This window comes from Mucilaginibacter aquatilis, from assembly GCF_009755275.1.
Lineage (GTDB): Bacteria > Bacteroidota > Bacteroidia > Sphingobacteriales > Sphingobacteriaceae > Mucilaginibacter > Mucilaginibacter aquatilis.
Map to the genome: position 1 here is coordinate 565,382 of NZ_WQLA01000002.1, position 16,302 is coordinate 581,683.

Consider the following 16,302-nt stretch of genomic DNA (forward strand, 5'->3'; position numbering starts at 1 on the left):
TAAATTGATAATAAATATAAGTGCTAAACTAGCGGAAGCTTATAAAGCGCCGTCCTTAGCTTTTTGCTGTGCATCAACCACTGCAATGGTAATCATGTTTACAATTTCACGAACCGAGCTGCCTAATTGCAACACGTGTACCGGCTTTTTAAGGCCTAGCAAAATTGGCCCAACAGCCTCGGCTCCGCCAACTTCCTGTAAAAGCTTGTAAGCAATATTGCCCGACTCAAGGTTAGGGAAAATTAAGGTATTAGCAGCCTTGCCGTTTAAGGTTGAAAACGGAAAGTTGTCTTCTAACAACGCCGGGTTCATGGCAAAGTTAGCCTGCATTTCACCGTCAACAACCATATCAGGGTATTGCTTGTGCAAAATCTTAACGGCCTCGCGTGTTTTATCAGGCACGTCTCCATCATTCGAACCAAAGTTTGAATAAGATAGCATTGCTATACGCGGGCTGATGTTAAACTGTTTAACTGATTCCTCTACCAGTACAGTAATATCAACCAAATCCTGTACGCTTGGGTTTACGTTAACTGTAGTGTCAGCAAAAAATAGCGGACCTTTTTTAGTGATCATCATGTACATACCCGCTACACGGCTAACACCATCGGCAGTACCAATAATTTGCAGGGCAGGTTTTACAGTTGATACATAATTTTTGGTTAAACCTGAAATTAAGGCATCGGCATCACCAAATTCAACCATGCTTGCACCATAGTAGTTACGGTCGCGCATCATTTTTTTAGCCTCATAAAGCGTTATACCGCGGCGCTGGCGCTTTTGGTACAAGTGCTGTGCGTATTCATCCTGGCGGTCACATGGCAGCAGGGTATTAATGATTTTTACGTCACCCAAATCAAGTTTGTGATCGGCAATTATCTTCTGAATTTTTTCGGTGTTGCCCAACAAAATTGGAATGGCAATACCTTCGTCTTTAACTATTTGGGCAGCACGTAATATCTTATAATTATCAGCCTCGGCAAAAACCACACGTTTAGGATCTTGCTTGGCTTTACCGCTTAGGTTACGCATCAGCTTGTTATCGCTTCCTATGCGGCCATGTAACTTCTCAGCATATTCGGCCCAATCAGTAATTTCGGTACGGGCCACGCCTGATTCCATTGCAGCCTTGGCCACCGCGGCCGATACCTCTACAATAAGGCGCTGATCCATTGGTTTTGGGATGATGTAATCTTTACCAAAACGCAGGTTGGTGGTGTTATAAGCCAAGTTAACCTCTTCCGGAACAGGTTTACGGGTAAGTTCGGCAATGGCATGTACTGCGGCAATTTTCATTTCCTCGTTAATTGCAGTAGCGCGCACGTCTAATGCACCACGGAAAATGTAAGGAAATCCTAAAACGTTATTAACCTGGTTTGGATAATCACTACGGCCGGTAGCCATAATAATATCCTTGCGGGCTGCTACGGCAATATCATAGGTAACTTCAGGCTCTGGATTGGCCATTGCAAACACAATAGGGTTAGGTGCCATGCCTTGCAGCATTTCTGCAGTTACCACATTACCTGCAGATAGTCCGATGAAAACATCAGCGCCTTTCATGCCTTCGGTAAGATTGCTTACATCGGTACGGTGCGTGGCAAACTCCAGGCGTATTTCATCAAGGTCGGTACGGTTAGGCGTAATCAAACCATTAATATCAAACATGATAAGGTTTTCTTTTTTTACACCTAACTGCAAATACATTTTAGTACATGATACTGCAGCAGCACCGGCTCCGTTGATAACCAGTTTTATCTCGCTGAGCTTTTTGCCTTGAATTTCGCATGCATTCATCAGCGCAGCGCCTGAAATTATAGCCGTGCCATGCTGGTCATCGTGCATAACCGGAATGTTCATTTCCGCTTTTAGCCTGCGCTCAATTTCAAAACAGGTTGGTGCCGAAATATCCTCGAGGTTTACACCACCAAAGGTAGGCTCCAACGCTTTTACAATGTTTACAAACTCGTCAACGTTCTTGGTATTCAACTCTAGGTCAAATACGTCAATATCGGCATATATTTTAAACAACAGGCCTTTGCCTTCCATTACCGGTTTACTGGCTTCGGGGCCAATGTCGCCTAAACCTAATACTGCGGTACCGTTGCTTATTACGGCCACCAAATTACCTTTGGCAGTGTACTTATAAACGTCGTCGGTATTCTTGGCAATCTCGCGGCAGGGCTCGGCCACACCCGGAGAGTATGCCATGGTTAAATCGCGCTGTGAATTAGTTGGTTTTGTTGGAACCACCTGTATTTTACCGGGGCGGCCTTTAGCATGGTAGCTTAAAGCATCCTGACGGCGTTTAGCATTATTATTGTTGTTGGTTGTGCTCATTCTTCTCGAATTTTCAGGTTGGCAAAATTACGATTCCTTTTTAACATGCTGCATATTACCTCAATATTATGAAGTTAGCAGCAAACGCAGGTTTTGGTTGCGTAAATATTAAAGGCGTTATTTAATTTTTCTACATTAACTGTAAGTGCCCAAATTTTATTCGGCTGTTGAATATTATGTTGACGCAATTGTTCATCAAATTGAGTCGGTATAAAGCGTGTATAATATTTTTTATGAATAAGTATTGTTGCTTATATTAGGTAAATGTAGTTACTACTATACCGATGGATAAAAAGTTTGTTTTAAAGCTGATGCTTGGATATGTTGCCGCCGGTTTATTATGGCTGGTTGGCGGCACATGGTTAATTGACCAATTGCAGTTACATGATTACTTTGCCGGGTTTGATTTGGCATTGGTGGTTAAAAACACATTATTTTTATTTGTAAGTGTAATAAGCCTTGTTTACATAGTAGCTAACTATTACAGCCAGTTGCTGGCGCGGCAAACCATATTAAACCGCCAACTTACAGAAAGTGAAGGCAGGCTAAGGCACTTGCTTAATACTTATGAATATGTAATGAAGGCAACCAATGATGTAATTTGGGATTATGATATAGCGAATAATAAGCTGAAATGGCTAAGCGGATACCGGGAAGTATTTGGCTTTACCAGTAATGACGAATTACCGGTTGAAAATGCCTTTTGGAATATGAACCGTATACATGAAGATGATAGAAAGGCAACTATAAAAAGTTTTAAAACAGTACTGCAGCTAAAGGAACGAAAATGGAATGCCGAGTATCGCTATTTATGCGCCGATGGTGCATATAAATATGTTGCCGATAGAGGATACCTGATATTAGATGATAATGGTGAGCCTGTGCGAATGCTGGGTGCAATGCAGGACATTGACGTGCGAAAGAACTATGGTTTGCGCCTGGAGGCACAAAATGAGAAACTAAATTAAATTGCATGGCTAAACTCGCATGAAATAAGGCGGCCGTTATGTAACATGCTTGGCCTTATGCCCATGGTTAAAGCTAATGTGAATGATGATGCAGCATTGCCTGAGCTTATAAACTATCTAGAAACTTCGGCCAATGAGCTTGACGAAACTGTAAAAAGAATAAACGCACAGGTTTGTTTTTGATAGGTGCTAGTAAGGGCTAAGCCAACGTGTTAGCATGGCACGCATGTTATTGCCGATGTTTTGAAAGTTAGAATAATAAACTCTAACTTTATTTTCGCTAACCTAATCTACCTCCTTATGCTAAAATGTTTAATAACCTGGTATGTTCTTATTACCGGTTTAATCATTTGCGGTAATTGCTTTGCGCAATCGCCAACGCGGGCTTACCTTAATAGCGTAATTACAACAGTAAATTCAACTACCGAAAAACTTGCTATTGAAAAATTATACCTCCAAACCGATAAGCAATCTTACCAGGCCGGTGATACCCTGTGGTTTAAAGGCTATTTGTTAAACGAAGCATCGCTTAGCTCATCAACTAAAAGTGGTTTGTTATACGTTGAATTGGCCAGTGATAGCAATAGATTGGTTAAGCGCGTTATGTTGCCGGTTTACATGGGCTTAACTTATGGTAGCATTGTGCTGCAGCCGGAGGATGTGCCGCAAGGCGGATATACTTTAAGGGCCTACACTAACTGGATGCGCAACTTTGGTGAGGATGCAGCATTTCAAAAACACTTCTACGTATCGGGTGCCGCTACTGCCGATAGCTGGCTGGTAAATTATAACGCCGCAACTACAAGCTTAAATGGTAAAGATAACGTGCGGCTTAAATTGTTGGTTAACCAATTAGACAAAGACCCGGTACGTGTAAGAGAGATGCAGCTGCGGCTTAGTGATGGAAAACGTACGTTGCTTCGGAGCGAGGTGCAAACCGACCTTGCGGGTGAAATGGATGTTAACTTCAATTTGCTAGATAAGGTTAATGCCCAAAATTTATCATTAAGCCTTAAAGACATGCGCAAAAATGTGGGCAACCGTGTTTTGGAGATGCCACTGATGCTAAACCGTAAGCAAAATATTGATTTGCAGTTTATGCCCGAGGGAGGGAATCTGGTTGCAGGTATACCTGCCCATGTTGCATTTAAAGCAGTTACCGAAAACGGTTTAAGCACAAATGTAAGCGGAAAGGTTTTTAACAAAAAAATGGAGGAAGTTGCTTCATTTGCATCAACACATAAAGGTATGGGTGTTTTTGATTTTACTCCCGCTGCAAATGAGGTTTATACTGCCAGGGTTCAAACTGATGGTGTATTATTCAAAAGCTTTAGTTTGCCTGCTGTTGCCGCTAAAGGGCTTAGTTTACGGGTAAATAATCCTTACAAAGCCGACTCGTGCGAAGTAGTAATTAATGGTTCTGCCGATTCATTAATTATTGGCCGAACGTATTACTTAATTGCGCAGGCACGTGGCATGGTTTGCTACGGGGCATCGTTCAAATTGCTGGCCGATCCAACAAAACTCTACATCGCAAAAAATCTGTTGCCTACGGGTATTACGCGCTTCATGTTGCTTGATGTCAGAAAGACAGTTTTAAGCGAACGTATGATTTATATAGATCATGCCGATCAGCTTAAAATAAGGTTATCTGCTTCAAAGCCGGCTTACGGGCGCAGAGACAGTGTTGCTTTGCAAATGGAGGTAAGGGATAAAGAAGGCAACCCGGTTATAGGATCATTTTCTTTGGCTGTGACTGATGATAATCAGGTTAAGATAGATACGCTTGCTGCCAATCGTATCAACAGCTATTTATACCTCGCCTCAAATTTAAACGGTGTTATTGAAGACTCCGGGTATTATACTAATCCCGCCGCGGATGCACTTAAATGGCAGCATACCGATCAATTACTTATGGTGCATGGGTGGGTAGGTTATAAATGGGATAATTATTTTAAACCTGCAGCACCAATGGCGTTTAATGCTGAGCAGCAGTTTTCTATACGTGGTAAGGTAACCAACGCATTCAATAAACCTGTGTCAAATTCAGGTATTACCCTGTTTTCAAAAAAGCCATTTTTAATTACCGATACAACGTCTAACGATAAAGGCATATTTATGTTTAACGGCATATACCCGTCTGATACGGCAGTTTATTTTTTGCAGGCAAAAAATAAACGCGGCAAAAGCTTTAACGTAGGTATTGAAATGGAAGAGTTTATGCCACCCGTTTTTAAGGATCCGGTGGGCAGGCTTGTGCCATGGTATGTGAATATTGATACCGCACAGTTGCGCTTAAAGAATAAACAAAAGCAACTTAAAGAAGAGCAGAACCGCGTTACGCAAGGCAATGTGTTAAAAGCGGTAGAGGTAAAAGCAAAAAAGGTAATTAAGGGTTCAAAAAATCTAAATGGTGCGGGCGGGTCTGATGTGGTTATAGACGAGGAAGAGTTAAAACGATCGGGCCGAACCGCTTTGCGGCAACTGCTCGAAAAAAGGGTAAAAGGCTTTTATCTCAAAACCTTGAGAAACTTCAACAAGGAATACGTGATCAATAGTAACCTGCTTCACTTAATTATTGATGGAGTCGAAATTGACTTCTTTTTTAATCCCGATGGTGGCTTGTCACGCTATCAATATTATGATCAGTACCTGGACTATTATGATGCCGAGGAAATTAAGGGAATTGAGGTGATGTCGAGCTCAAAGTATTCGTTAAACTACTTTTCGGCGTTTATTGCATCCAAAAACCCCTTAGCTATTCCGTTTGAGCATTGCTTTATTGAGGTTACCACACGCAGCGGCAGCGGGCCTTTTATGAAAAAGGCGGTTGGTACCTACGTTTACCGGCCTATGCCATTTGCACTTCCTAAAGTGTTTTATGCACCAAAATACAAGGCGGGTGCTGTTGCTGATATGACTGATATTAGGTCGACAGTGCACTGGGAGCCTAACATTGTGACCGGTAAAGACGGCAAAGCTAAAATTACCTTTTACACTGCTGATAACGTGGGCAGCTATACTATTAATATTGAAGGTGCCGATTTGCAGGGTAATGTTGGTGTACAAACATCATCAATAAAAATTAATAAATAATTACTGGCAAACCGCATTTAATCTTATTAATTAAGGGTTAAAATTTATTAGAGACACCAACCATTTTAAGGGTTTCGCGTTAAGTTTATTAATACTATTTTGCGGTTAGCCAATTTATTCTAATATTACTATCGTGAATGATTCTACCACATTCTTGCATGGCGGAGGCCAGACGGGCAAGCTATTGCGCTCAACTGACTGGTCTAACCATCCGTTAGGAATGCCCGATGCCTGGCCCGAAAGTTTAAAGCAGGCAATCAGTATTAGTCTTAATTCTGGGTTTCCAATTGCTATATATTGGGGACCTCAATTTATATTACTTTATAACGATGCATACAGCTCTATCCCAGGAGATAAACACCCCTGGACTTTAGGCAAACCCGGTGCAGTTGCCTGGGCCGAAATTTGGGATGGCTTAAACAGTGAATTTGAAGGTGTATTATACAAAGGGCAGTCCATACGCAAGCCTGATGCATTATTACTAATGCACCGTTATGGCTATACCGAAGAATGTTATTTTGACTACACCCTGTCGCCCATAATTAATGAAGAAGGTGTTGTTGAGGGTATATTCAACGCAGTTATTGAAACCACCTACAAGGTAATCAACGACAGGCGTAATAAGATTTTGCAAAGCCTGCAGCATGCTGTTAACATTGCGCATGATATGCAGGAAAGCCTCGCGTTAGTGCAGCAAATTTTAAATACTTGCAGTAGTGATATTCCGTTTTACAAACTTCAGCTGTCAGGCAATATCAACGTACCCGAGGCCGAACAATCAGTTAAGAGTATTAACATGCCGCTTAACCAACAAGTATTTGATGCCGCGGTTGAGAAGGTGATTATTAGCAGTAACCCTGAGCATATAGAAAACCTTGAAGTTTTAGCAGTACCTATACTAAGTGAATGGAACGAAGCTTGCCGTGAGGCGTACGTTGTACCTATAAGCGGGGGCGAGGCTAATGTTAAAGGAAGTTTGGTGTTAGGCGTGTCGCCCAGGAAAAAGCTGGATAGTGACTACGAACATTTCCTAGCATCTGTTGGCAATTATGCAGGGATCATACTTAATAACGGATACAACTTTAGTTTAAGCACAGCCTTGCAACGCGAGCAGGCTTTAAACGAAGAGCTTGCTGCAGCTAATGAAGAACTGGGTGCTACTAATGATGAGTTGCATAAATCTCAGCAAAATCTGGCCGATTTAAATGATGAATTGGAAGATCGCATCAGCAGTCGTACCCTTGCTCTTAGTGAGAGCGAATCAAGGTTCAGGCAGTTGGTTGAACAATCGGCCGTGGCTATGCTTGTACTGCGTGGCCCGCAGTTGCTGTTTGATATTTTTAACCAGCCTATGCTTGATATGATAGACCGTACGGCGGATGTCAAAGGCAAGCCCCTGCTGGAAGTAATTCCCGAGCTTATTGGGCAATCTATAGTTGATAAACTGAATGAGGTCCTCAAAACCGGCATTGAATGGAAAGGTCATGAGCAACCGGTAGTATTAAAGCGTAACGGGCAGCAGTCACGCGGCTTTTTTAATGTATCATACCGGCCGTTATACGAAAACGGCGAAATAAAAGGCATTGTTCAATCGGCTGTTGATGTTACAGCGCAGGTTGAGGCACGCAAGGCAATTGAGCAAAGTGAACACAGCTTACGCAACCTGGTAATGTCGGCCCATTATGCCTTGATGATATTACGTGGTCGTGATTGGGTTATTGACGTTGCCAATCAGCAGTTAGTTAAATTATGGGGAAAAAGTATAGAGGAAGTAACCGGCAAAAGGCTGCTTGATGTACTTCCTGAACTGGAAGGCCAGCCATTTCCCGAATTGTTAACCCGCGTTTATAATACCGGTACATCCTATGGGCAAGAGGAGGAAGCTTTTCTTCTTGATACGCCACAAGGGGCTGTAAAAAAATACGTAAGCTTTTATTATGATCCTGTTTTTGATGGCGATGGTAACGTTACGGGTATAATTGTAGCGGCCGAAGATATTACAGAAACAGTAGAGAACCGGCTATTACTGGAGAAGAGCTATAGCGAACAGCAATCATTAAACGAGGAGCTGACGGCAACTAACGAGGAAGTAGCAGCCGCTAATGAAGAATTGGTGACCACTAACGAAGAGTTAGCGCATACTCAGGAAAATTTGCAGCGCACTATTGCTCAGCTGGCAGAAAGTGAAGCTCGTATACGCTATATGGTGGCTGATGCGCCTGTAGCCATTGGTATAATTACCGGTCAAGACCTTATTGTTGAAGCAGCTAATAATAAGTTGCTGGAGGTTTGGGGTAAAGATAAGGCTATATTGAATCTGCCATTGCATATTGCCCTTCCGGAGTTGGAAGGGCAGGCCTATATAGAGCTTTTGCAAAACGTTTATGAAAGCGGTGTTCCTTACTCAGGAGATGAAGCAAAAGTACTATTAGTACGCGGCGGTGTTTTAGAAGAATGCTACTTTAACTATGTATATCATCCTATAAAGGATAATAACGGCAATACCTTTAGCATAATGGTAGTTGCTAACGAAATTACAGAGCAGGTAAGGGCGCGCAACACTGTTGAACAGGCCGAAGAGATGTTGCGCTTATCTGTAGAGGCTGCAAGGGTAGGCACATGGTATTTGGATATCAACTCCCGAGAGTTCAGGGTATCGGGTAGGATGAAAGAGCTGTTTGGCTTTTATGCCGATGATGTGGTTGATTACGCTGATGCAGTTAACTGTATACCCGATGAACACCGTGCTTTGGTTGAAAAGGCAGTTGCCAAGGCAATTGCTGATGGTGAGGTATATAATATTGAACACCCCGTAATTGGGCACCACGACAAGAAGATACGTTGGATTAGAGCATCGGGCCGGTTAAATGATGATAACAAAAGCGGTGTAACCTACTTTTCGGGCGTAATTATTGATATTACTGAGCAAAAGCAGGATGAGCAGCGTAAAAATGATTTTATAGGTATGGTAAGCCACGAGCTTAAAACGCCGCTCACATCATTAAGTGCTTACGTTCAAATGTTGCATGCAAAGGCTCGTAACAGCAGTGATAGCTTCACTACAAATGCATTGGATAAGGTAACCATTCAGGTTAGAAAGATGACTACCATGATTAATGGCTTCCTCAATGTTTCGAGGTTAGAATCAGGAAAGATCCATTTAGATAAGCAGATTTTTGATTTGGCTACTTTAGTGCATGATATGGTTGAAGAAACACAGCTTACCACCTCTAGCCACAGTATAAGCTTGCTACAATGTGATAGCCTTAATGTTAATGCAGATAAGGAAAAAATAGGAACTGTTATATCAAATTTGTTAAGCAACGCAATTAAGTACTCTCCACGTAACACTTATATTGAAGTAGGTTGCCAGGTAGCTGATGGTGTAGCACGTATTAGCATTAAAGACCAGGGCATCGGCATAAAAACGCAGGATTTGGATAAGTTATTTGAGCGCTATTACCGGGTAGATAACAAGCAAACACAAACCATTTCGGGCTTTGGCATTGGGCTATACTTATGCGCCGAAATTGTAACCCGACATGACGGCAAAATTTGGGCAGAAAGCGAAGCTGGTGCAGGTTCTACATTTTACTTTAGCTTGCCCTTAGCTTAAGCCAGGGCATTTTGTCATCAAATCAATCCTTCGTCGGCAAAGCTAAAATAGCCGCCGTCGGTAATAATTAAATGATCGAGAACGCATATATCCAAAATTTTTCCGGCCTGGTGTATTTTACGAGTTAAATCAATATCCTGCTGGCTGGGTTTAAGGTTGCCCGAAGGATGATTATGGGTTAAAATAATTGAGGATGCCTGGTGTTGCAGGGCAACATGGAAGATTATTTTAGGGTCGGCAACCGTTCCTGAAAGTCCACCTTTGCTAATTAACTCTTTAGAGATAATTTTGCAGCTGCGGCTTAGCAGTAAAATCCAAAACTCCTCATGGTTTAAATCAACTAAATGCCTTTTCATAACCTGGTAAACACTTTTACTGCCGGCAACAGTTTCAGGTACCTTTACGTCGGTATCGGTACGCCGCCTGCCTAATTCAAGGGCCGCAATAATGGATATTGCTTTAGCCTCACCAATACCTTTAAATTTCGAAAGCTCAGCAACTGAAACCTTTCCTAGCTTTTGCAGGTCGTTATCATAATGGTGCAAAATTCGCTTGCTTAGTTCAACTGCCGATTCGGTTCGGCTGCCTGAACCAATCAAAATTGCAATTAATTCAGCATCACTTAATGCACGGCGCCCCTGGCTATTGAGCTTTTCACGCGGACGGTCTTCCTCTGCCCAGGCCTTAATGCTTATTTTGCTTTCATATGCTTCCACGGCTTGAAACTATTGAAAATTTATCATCAGTGCAATACCTTGAATGTTAGCCGTGGTTTCCAAGGGTAACAAGGATTAAAACAAAACGCCATAGTGAATTTCACTATGGCGTTTTGTATCACATGTAAAGCAGGTAATTGCTGAGCCCTGTAGGCTGATGTTATCTTATATCAATTTGTGGTTTTAACTGGTATTCTTTAGGCGTTTCAGCGCCCATCAGGTAACGCACAAAATAGTCCCAGCGCCTACGGGTCATGTAATAGCTGTATTGGCCATAACCATGTGCACTGTTAGGAAATATTACCAGGTCGTAATCTTTACCTGCTTTTTCAAGTGCCTCCACAACAAGCAACGTGTTGTAAGGAGGTACGTTATCATCCATCATGCCGTGCGCCAGCATCAGTTTTCCTTTTAAATTTTTTGCAAAATTTTGGTTGGCCTGGTCTTCATAGTTTGATTTGCCACTTGCATCCTTGGTAAGTAAGCCAATGTAGCGTTCACCCCAATCATCCTCGTAGTTGCGGTTGTCATGATTGCCTGACTCTGATATGCCTACTTTGAAGAAATCAGGATATTTAAACATAGCGCATGCAGTAGCAAAACCACCACCCGAGTGTCCCCACATACCAGCCCTGTTAATATCAATGTACGGATACTTTTGAGCTAGTTGCTGCATTCCGGTAACCTGATCGGGTAGCGTGTTTTCAGACATTTTACCATAAGCCATATCATGGAAGCTTTTTGAGCGAAGCGGATTGCTTGTGCCTTCTATAAGTACAACTACAAATCCAAGTTCGGCCAAAGCCTGGTGATCGCCACGTGCAGCCGAAAAGCCCCAGTTGCCGCCTATACTGCCACCCTGCGGACCAGGGTATATGTAGTTTATAATAGGATACTTTTTGCTTGGGTCAAGGTTGGTGGGTGTAAACATTAAACCGTATAAATCCGTCTTGCCATCATGTGCCTTCACTGTAATGGGAGTTGGCGCTTTCCATCCTGAGGCTTTAAGCCTTGATACATCTGTTTTTTGTACAGTAGTAATTACTTTGCCGTTTTTATTACGTAGTACTGTAACAGGGGCAACATTAGGTTGTGAGTAAGTATCTACCAAATAGTTGCCTGATGGTGAAAACGTAACTTGGTGAAAGCCGGTTTCAGGCGTTAAATCACTAAGCTTTTTGCCATCAAAACCAATTTTAAAAACATGGCTAAAGTAAGGGTTTACCTTATCGTGCCCGTTAGCTACAAAATAAATGAGCCTGTTTTTTTCATCTACCTTAAGTAGCCGCGTAACAACCCAGTTGCCTTTGGTTATTTGATTTTTAAGTTTGCCGTTAGCTGCGTTATATAAATAAAGGTGTCCCCAGTTATCGCGCTCTGAAAACCAAATTATTTCGTTTGATTGGGGTAGGTAGCGCCAGTTGATGCTTCCCCAGCCTGATTCATATTGGGTTGGTACAACCTCTTCAAAAACCTCATGTACTGCGCCTGTTGTTGCGTTGGCAATACGCACCTTTTCCTGTTTATGGTCGCGCGATGTTGATACAAAGGCCAGTTGAGTTGCGTCGGCACTCCAGTTTACATCATCTAACGAGCCGCTGCTTGAAATATCATCACTTAAGGTAGCGCTGTGAGGGTCGGCTTCTACCTTAAGCATTATTACTTTTGGGTTTTCCACCTCTACAATGCAACGATGAATCATGGCTATATCCTTATCGCCGGGAAGAGGATACTTCCATGCTTTAAGGGTAGGCGTACCTACATTTGTTGTTACGAGGTACATGTCACCAACTTTACGCTGGTCTTGCTTAAAGGTGGCTATCTTTTTCGAATCGGGCGACCATTTCAGAATGGCAGCGTCACTATGCGACCAGCCTGCATTATCTGTTGCGTAACCAAAGTCTTTCTCTCCATCGGTTGTTAGCTGGGTTTGTTTACCTGTGGCTAAATCTCGTACCCAAAGATTATAATTGTTGATATAAGCCATGCGTTTGCCATCCGGCGAAATAACGCCACCTGCCATAGCATTGCGCCTGTTCATAGTTGCGCTGCGGTTGCCTTGAGCAGGGTTGGTATTCTCGCTTAAAGCGCCAGTTTGAAGATTGTAGTTCCAGTATTTATTACCTGCATAAACGGTTGCAAAGCTACCGTCGTCAGTAAAGCTAATGCTTGCAGGCAGCGCTTCGGCCTTAAATGTGCTTTGAGTGGCCTTTGAGAGTTCGCTGGCAAATTTGTCATGATCAAATGCGAGGTTGCGTGTGCCTTTTGCCGCATCAACAATTATATACTCTGAGCCTTTAGGGGTAAGGTTGCGATACCAAAAGCTATCTCCAGTGAACCAGTTAGGGCGTACGTTTGCTCCGTCAATAAGCGGAGCCGTGTTGTAACCCATAAACTTTTCGGCCCGTTCATAATCAGTAACCGTAAGTGCTTTGCTGTTTTGAGCGTTGGCAGCAGCACAGCTTAGCAGCAAAACAGGTAGTAAAAGTTTTCTCATTTGCTTGAGTTAATAAGTAATACAGTTTCAAACAACCAATATACAGCTTTTAAATGTGCTGCTAAATGAACATGGTTGTATAATCTGTTTTTTACGTTTGTAAACTGCAAACAAAAAAAGCCGCTCCATTTGCATGAAGCGGCCATATCAGCATAAAACTGAAATATTATTTTAAGCCGTTAACAAATTTAGTCAGTTTTGACTTATTGTTAGATGCTTTGTTTTTGTGAATTACGTTTTTCTTAGCTAAACGGTCAAGCATCGAAATTACTTTGCTCAATAAAGGAGTAGCTTCCTCTTTGCTGGTAGAAGCCCTTAACTTTTTGATAGCATTTCTCGTAGTTTTAGCCTGATATCTGTTACGCAGACGCTTCGCAGCGTTAGCCCTGATTCTTTTAATTGCTGATTTATGATTTGCCATTTTAGCTAATTATCTTTTTTAATTTCGGACTGCAAATGTAGTACAAATATTTACAAGTTGCAAATCTCTTATAAAATAATTTTCAGCATGTTATATACTTTGCACAGGACTATTTGTTGGTAAATACACCAACGCTAAATGCTGAATTGCCGGTTCCGCCAACCAGGCCTTTTGCATAAACGGTATAAATCTTGCCACTTTCAAGGTTTACTGTTGCTGCAGCAGATGGAAATGCACCAGTGTTATAAGCGCGTAATGTATAGTTGCCGGCATTTACCTCAACAGTTGGTGCAACACCTCTGTAATTTTGCGCTCCTACCAATACCGTGCTTCCGTTGTTAAGCGTAACGCCCGATGAGTTTGGTGATGCGTTTACATATCTTATTTTAGCTTTGCCTGATGCAGGTGCAGCCAAATCATCATTAACTGCCAATATACTCAAAGCACTGTTTTGACCAATAAGCATGTAAGTGTAACTAGTTTCTACATCAAAACCTGCATTGGTGGTAGCAAGCGTTGCCTCGCCCGAAGCAGATTTAATGATAACATCCTGCGTACCCGAAAATGTATCATAGTAGCCTGATGCCTCGCCAAAGTTTACACCGTTTGGGGTGCGCAATACATCATCAACATATAAGCGTGCTGCAGGAGCATCGGGGCTTGCATTAATTAAGTTTACACGTGAATGCAGGGTTTCTTCAAAATTGTAAGGGTCGTCTTTTTTACAGGAAGAGAAAAGGCTTAAACTTAACAAACCCATAAAGGCATAACGAGCCGTAAGTTTAAATGCAGAAGTGAAATTTTTCATAGATGATTTTAAGATGAACAAATTGGGTTGTATAGCAACCGTGTTATTTGTATAAGTACGTAAAACATGGCGTTATAGTATTTGTTTGCCACGGGTTTTGTTCGTTAATTAGCTTAACAAATTTATTTAACAAACTCGCAGGTTCTAAAATGAAAAGAGTAAGGTGAAGATTTTAGTGCGCTTAACGCTATCTACTGCATTACTTTTCCTGATGAGTTCATGGGGTTTTTATGCCCATTTCAGAATAAACAGGGTAGCTGTTTATACCCTTCCTGTCTCAATGAATGCGTTTTACCGGGCAAATATTGAATTCATTACTGAACATGCAATCAGTGCCGATAAACGACGCTATGTTGATTCGGCCGAAATACCGAGGCACTTTTTTGATGCCGATCATTATGGTAAAGATCCGTTTCATACTGTACCACAAAAGTGGAAAGATGCCATCAAAAAATATTCCGCCGATACTTTATATAAATATGGTACCCTGCCCTGGACAATTCAGTACAACTACTATAAGCTTGTTGATGCATTTAAAAATCATGATACATCATTAATCAGGCATTACTCGGCATACCTTGGGCATTACGTAGCTGACGCCTGTGTACCCTTGCATACAACAATGAACCACGATGGGCAACTAACCCACCAAAGTGGGTTACATGCATTATGGGAAAGCCGTTTACCCGAGCAGTTTGGCAATACTTATAATTACAACGTAGGGAAGGCGCGCTATATTGAAAATCCGTTATGGCAGGCATTTATATTATGCAGGAGCTCCTTCAAATGCACCGATTCGGTGTTGCGTGTGCAGCGTCAGATTGATAGGGTGTTTCCGGCCGATAAAAAATATGAGATTATATTACGTGGTAAGCGTAAAATCAAAGACTTTTCGGCAGCTTACTGCCGTGCTTATCATACTGCATTGAAAGGGATGGTACAACGGCGGCTGCGTATAGCCATACTCAACACAGGGAGCTACTGGTACTCGGCCTGGGTTGATGCCGGCCAGCCTGATTTAGGTAAGCTAATTGATATGCTACCCGACTCAATAAAACAAAAAACCGCTTATGAAGCAGCTTTGTATAAAATTGGAAAGATTGCAGTGTTACCCGCTTACGGCACGGTTAATAAACCGCTGCCCGAGGTGAAACCATCATCACGCGCTGCGCGAGAACCTGCTCCGTAATGCGGCCCATATAGGCGGAAGTAATGACACAACCACAATACCAAGTGCAATGAGCGAAAAGTTTTTCTTAAAAAACGGAACGTTACCCAGTAAATAACCTAAAAATAAAAAGGTTACAATCCAGGCTACACCTCCAACAATGTTATACAAGCTGTAACGGCCAAACGGCATACGCCCAACGCCCGCTACAAACGGTGCAATAGTTCTGATGATGGGCATAAACCTGCTGAATATTACCGCTTTTCCGCCATGCTTATCAAAAAAAGCTTTAGTTTTAAGATAGTAATCAAGTTTGAGTACTTTGTTTTCGGGTTTAAAAACGCGTGCGCCTAAATAATGGCCTAGCTGGTAATTTACCGTGTTACCTAAAAATGCAGCTATAACGAGTAAAATAGCCAGCAGATAAATATCAAGACCTGAGCTTCCTGTAGCTATTAAAGCTCCTGCCGCAAATAGCAACGAATCGCCGGGTAAAAAGGGGGTTACTACAAATCCTGTTTCGGCAAAAATGATAACGAAAAGGATGAGATAAGTCCAGGCTTGGTACTGGCTGGTTATTTGCACAAGATGCTTATCAATGTGCAAAATAAAGTCAATAAGTTCTTTTATAATTTCCACCGTTGTTACAGTTTGGCGTAAAAGTAACAAATA

General features: G+C 42.1%; 11 protein-coding genes. 5 read left to right on the top strand and 6 right to left on the bottom strand.

All coding sequences use genetic code 11. The annotated features are described in order from the left end of the window. Nucleotides 1-39 precede the first annotated feature (39 nt). On the bottom strand, nucleotides 40-2,340 hold the full coding sequence (locus GO816_RS06935) for an NADP-dependent malic enzyme (RefSeq protein WP_157540624.1): 2,301 nt from the start codon (nucleotides 2,338-2,340) through the stop codon (nucleotides 40-42). 284 nt (nucleotides 2,341-2,624) lie between these two features. On the opposite strand from GO816_RS06935, the gene GO816_RS06940 reads away from it, so the two are divergent. The 4 genes from GO816_RS06940 (at nucleotide 2,625) to GO816_RS06950 (ending at nucleotide 10,020) form a co-directional block, all read left to right on the top strand. Next, complete coding sequence (locus tag GO816_RS06940) at nucleotides 2,625-3,308, top strand: PAS domain-containing protein (protein ID WP_157540625.1); 684 nt, start codon at nucleotides 2,625-2,627, stop codon at nucleotides 3,306-3,308. A 57-nt stretch (nucleotides 3,309-3,365) separates the two neighbouring features. Beyond that, nucleotides 3,366-3,491, top strand: a complete 126-nt coding sequence (locus GO816_RS18890) for a hypothetical protein (protein ID WP_262884859.1) — start codon at nucleotides 3,366-3,368, stop codon at nucleotides 3,489-3,491. Nucleotides 3,492-3,608: 117 nt separating this feature from the next. After that, nucleotides 3,609-6,404: a hypothetical protein gene (locus GO816_RS06945; protein WP_157540626.1), complete on the top strand. Its 2,796-nt coding sequence runs from the start codon at nucleotides 3,609-3,611 to the stop codon at nucleotides 6,402-6,404. Nucleotides 6,405-6,537: 133 nt separating this feature from the next. Next, nucleotides 6,538-10,020, top strand: a complete 3,483-nt coding sequence (locus GO816_RS06950) for a PAS domain S-box protein (protein ID WP_157540627.1) — start codon at nucleotides 6,538-6,540, stop codon at nucleotides 10,018-10,020. A gap of 17 nt (nucleotides 10,021-10,037) precedes the next feature. Here the strand turns inward: GO816_RS06950 and radC are convergent, their stop codons facing one another. The 4 genes from radC to GO816_RS06970 all read right to left on the bottom strand — a co-directional run bounded on the left by radC (nucleotide 10,038) and on the right by GO816_RS06970 (nucleotide 14,462). Continuing rightward, entirely contained in the window at nucleotides 10,038-10,736 is a 699-nt protein-coding gene (radC, locus tag GO816_RS06955; RefSeq protein ID WP_317163599.1) for a RadC family protein, read from the bottom strand. A 160-nt stretch (nucleotides 10,737-10,896) separates the two neighbouring features. Beyond that, nucleotides 10,897-13,233, bottom strand: a complete 2,337-nt coding sequence (locus GO816_RS06960; RefSeq protein ID WP_157540628.1) for a S9 family peptidase — start codon at nucleotides 13,231-13,233, stop codon at nucleotides 10,897-10,899. 166 nt (nucleotides 13,234-13,399) lie between these two features. After that, the gene (gene rpsT, locus GO816_RS06965) at nucleotides 13,400-13,654 is read right to left on the bottom strand and encodes a 30S ribosomal protein S20 (RefSeq protein ID WP_157540629.1); all 255 of its coding nucleotides are present in this window, start codon (nucleotides 13,652-13,654) and stop codon (nucleotides 13,400-13,402) included. A gap of 109 nt (nucleotides 13,655-13,763) precedes the next feature. Continuing rightward, nucleotides 13,764-14,462, bottom strand: coding sequence for a DUF4397 domain-containing protein (locus GO816_RS06970; protein WP_157540630.1), 699 nt, complete (start codon nucleotides 14,460-14,462; stop codon nucleotides 13,764-13,766). Between the two features lie 163 nt (nucleotides 14,463-14,625). On the opposite strand from GO816_RS06970, the gene GO816_RS06975 reads away from it, so the two are divergent. Further along, nucleotides 14,626-15,651 (top strand): zinc dependent phospholipase C family protein, encoded by a 1,026-nt coding sequence (locus tag GO816_RS06975; RefSeq protein ID WP_198171438.1) that lies wholly within the window; start codon nucleotides 14,626-14,628, stop codon nucleotides 15,649-15,651. Here the strand turns inward: GO816_RS06975 and GO816_RS06980 are convergent. After that, on the bottom strand, nucleotides 15,622-16,269 hold the full coding sequence (locus GO816_RS06980) for a DedA family protein (RefSeq protein ID WP_317163600.1): 648 nt from the start codon (nucleotides 16,267-16,269) through the stop codon (nucleotides 15,622-15,624). The genes GO816_RS06975 and GO816_RS06980 overlap by 30 nt on opposite strands. Nucleotides 16,270-16,302: the final 33 nt, after the last annotated feature.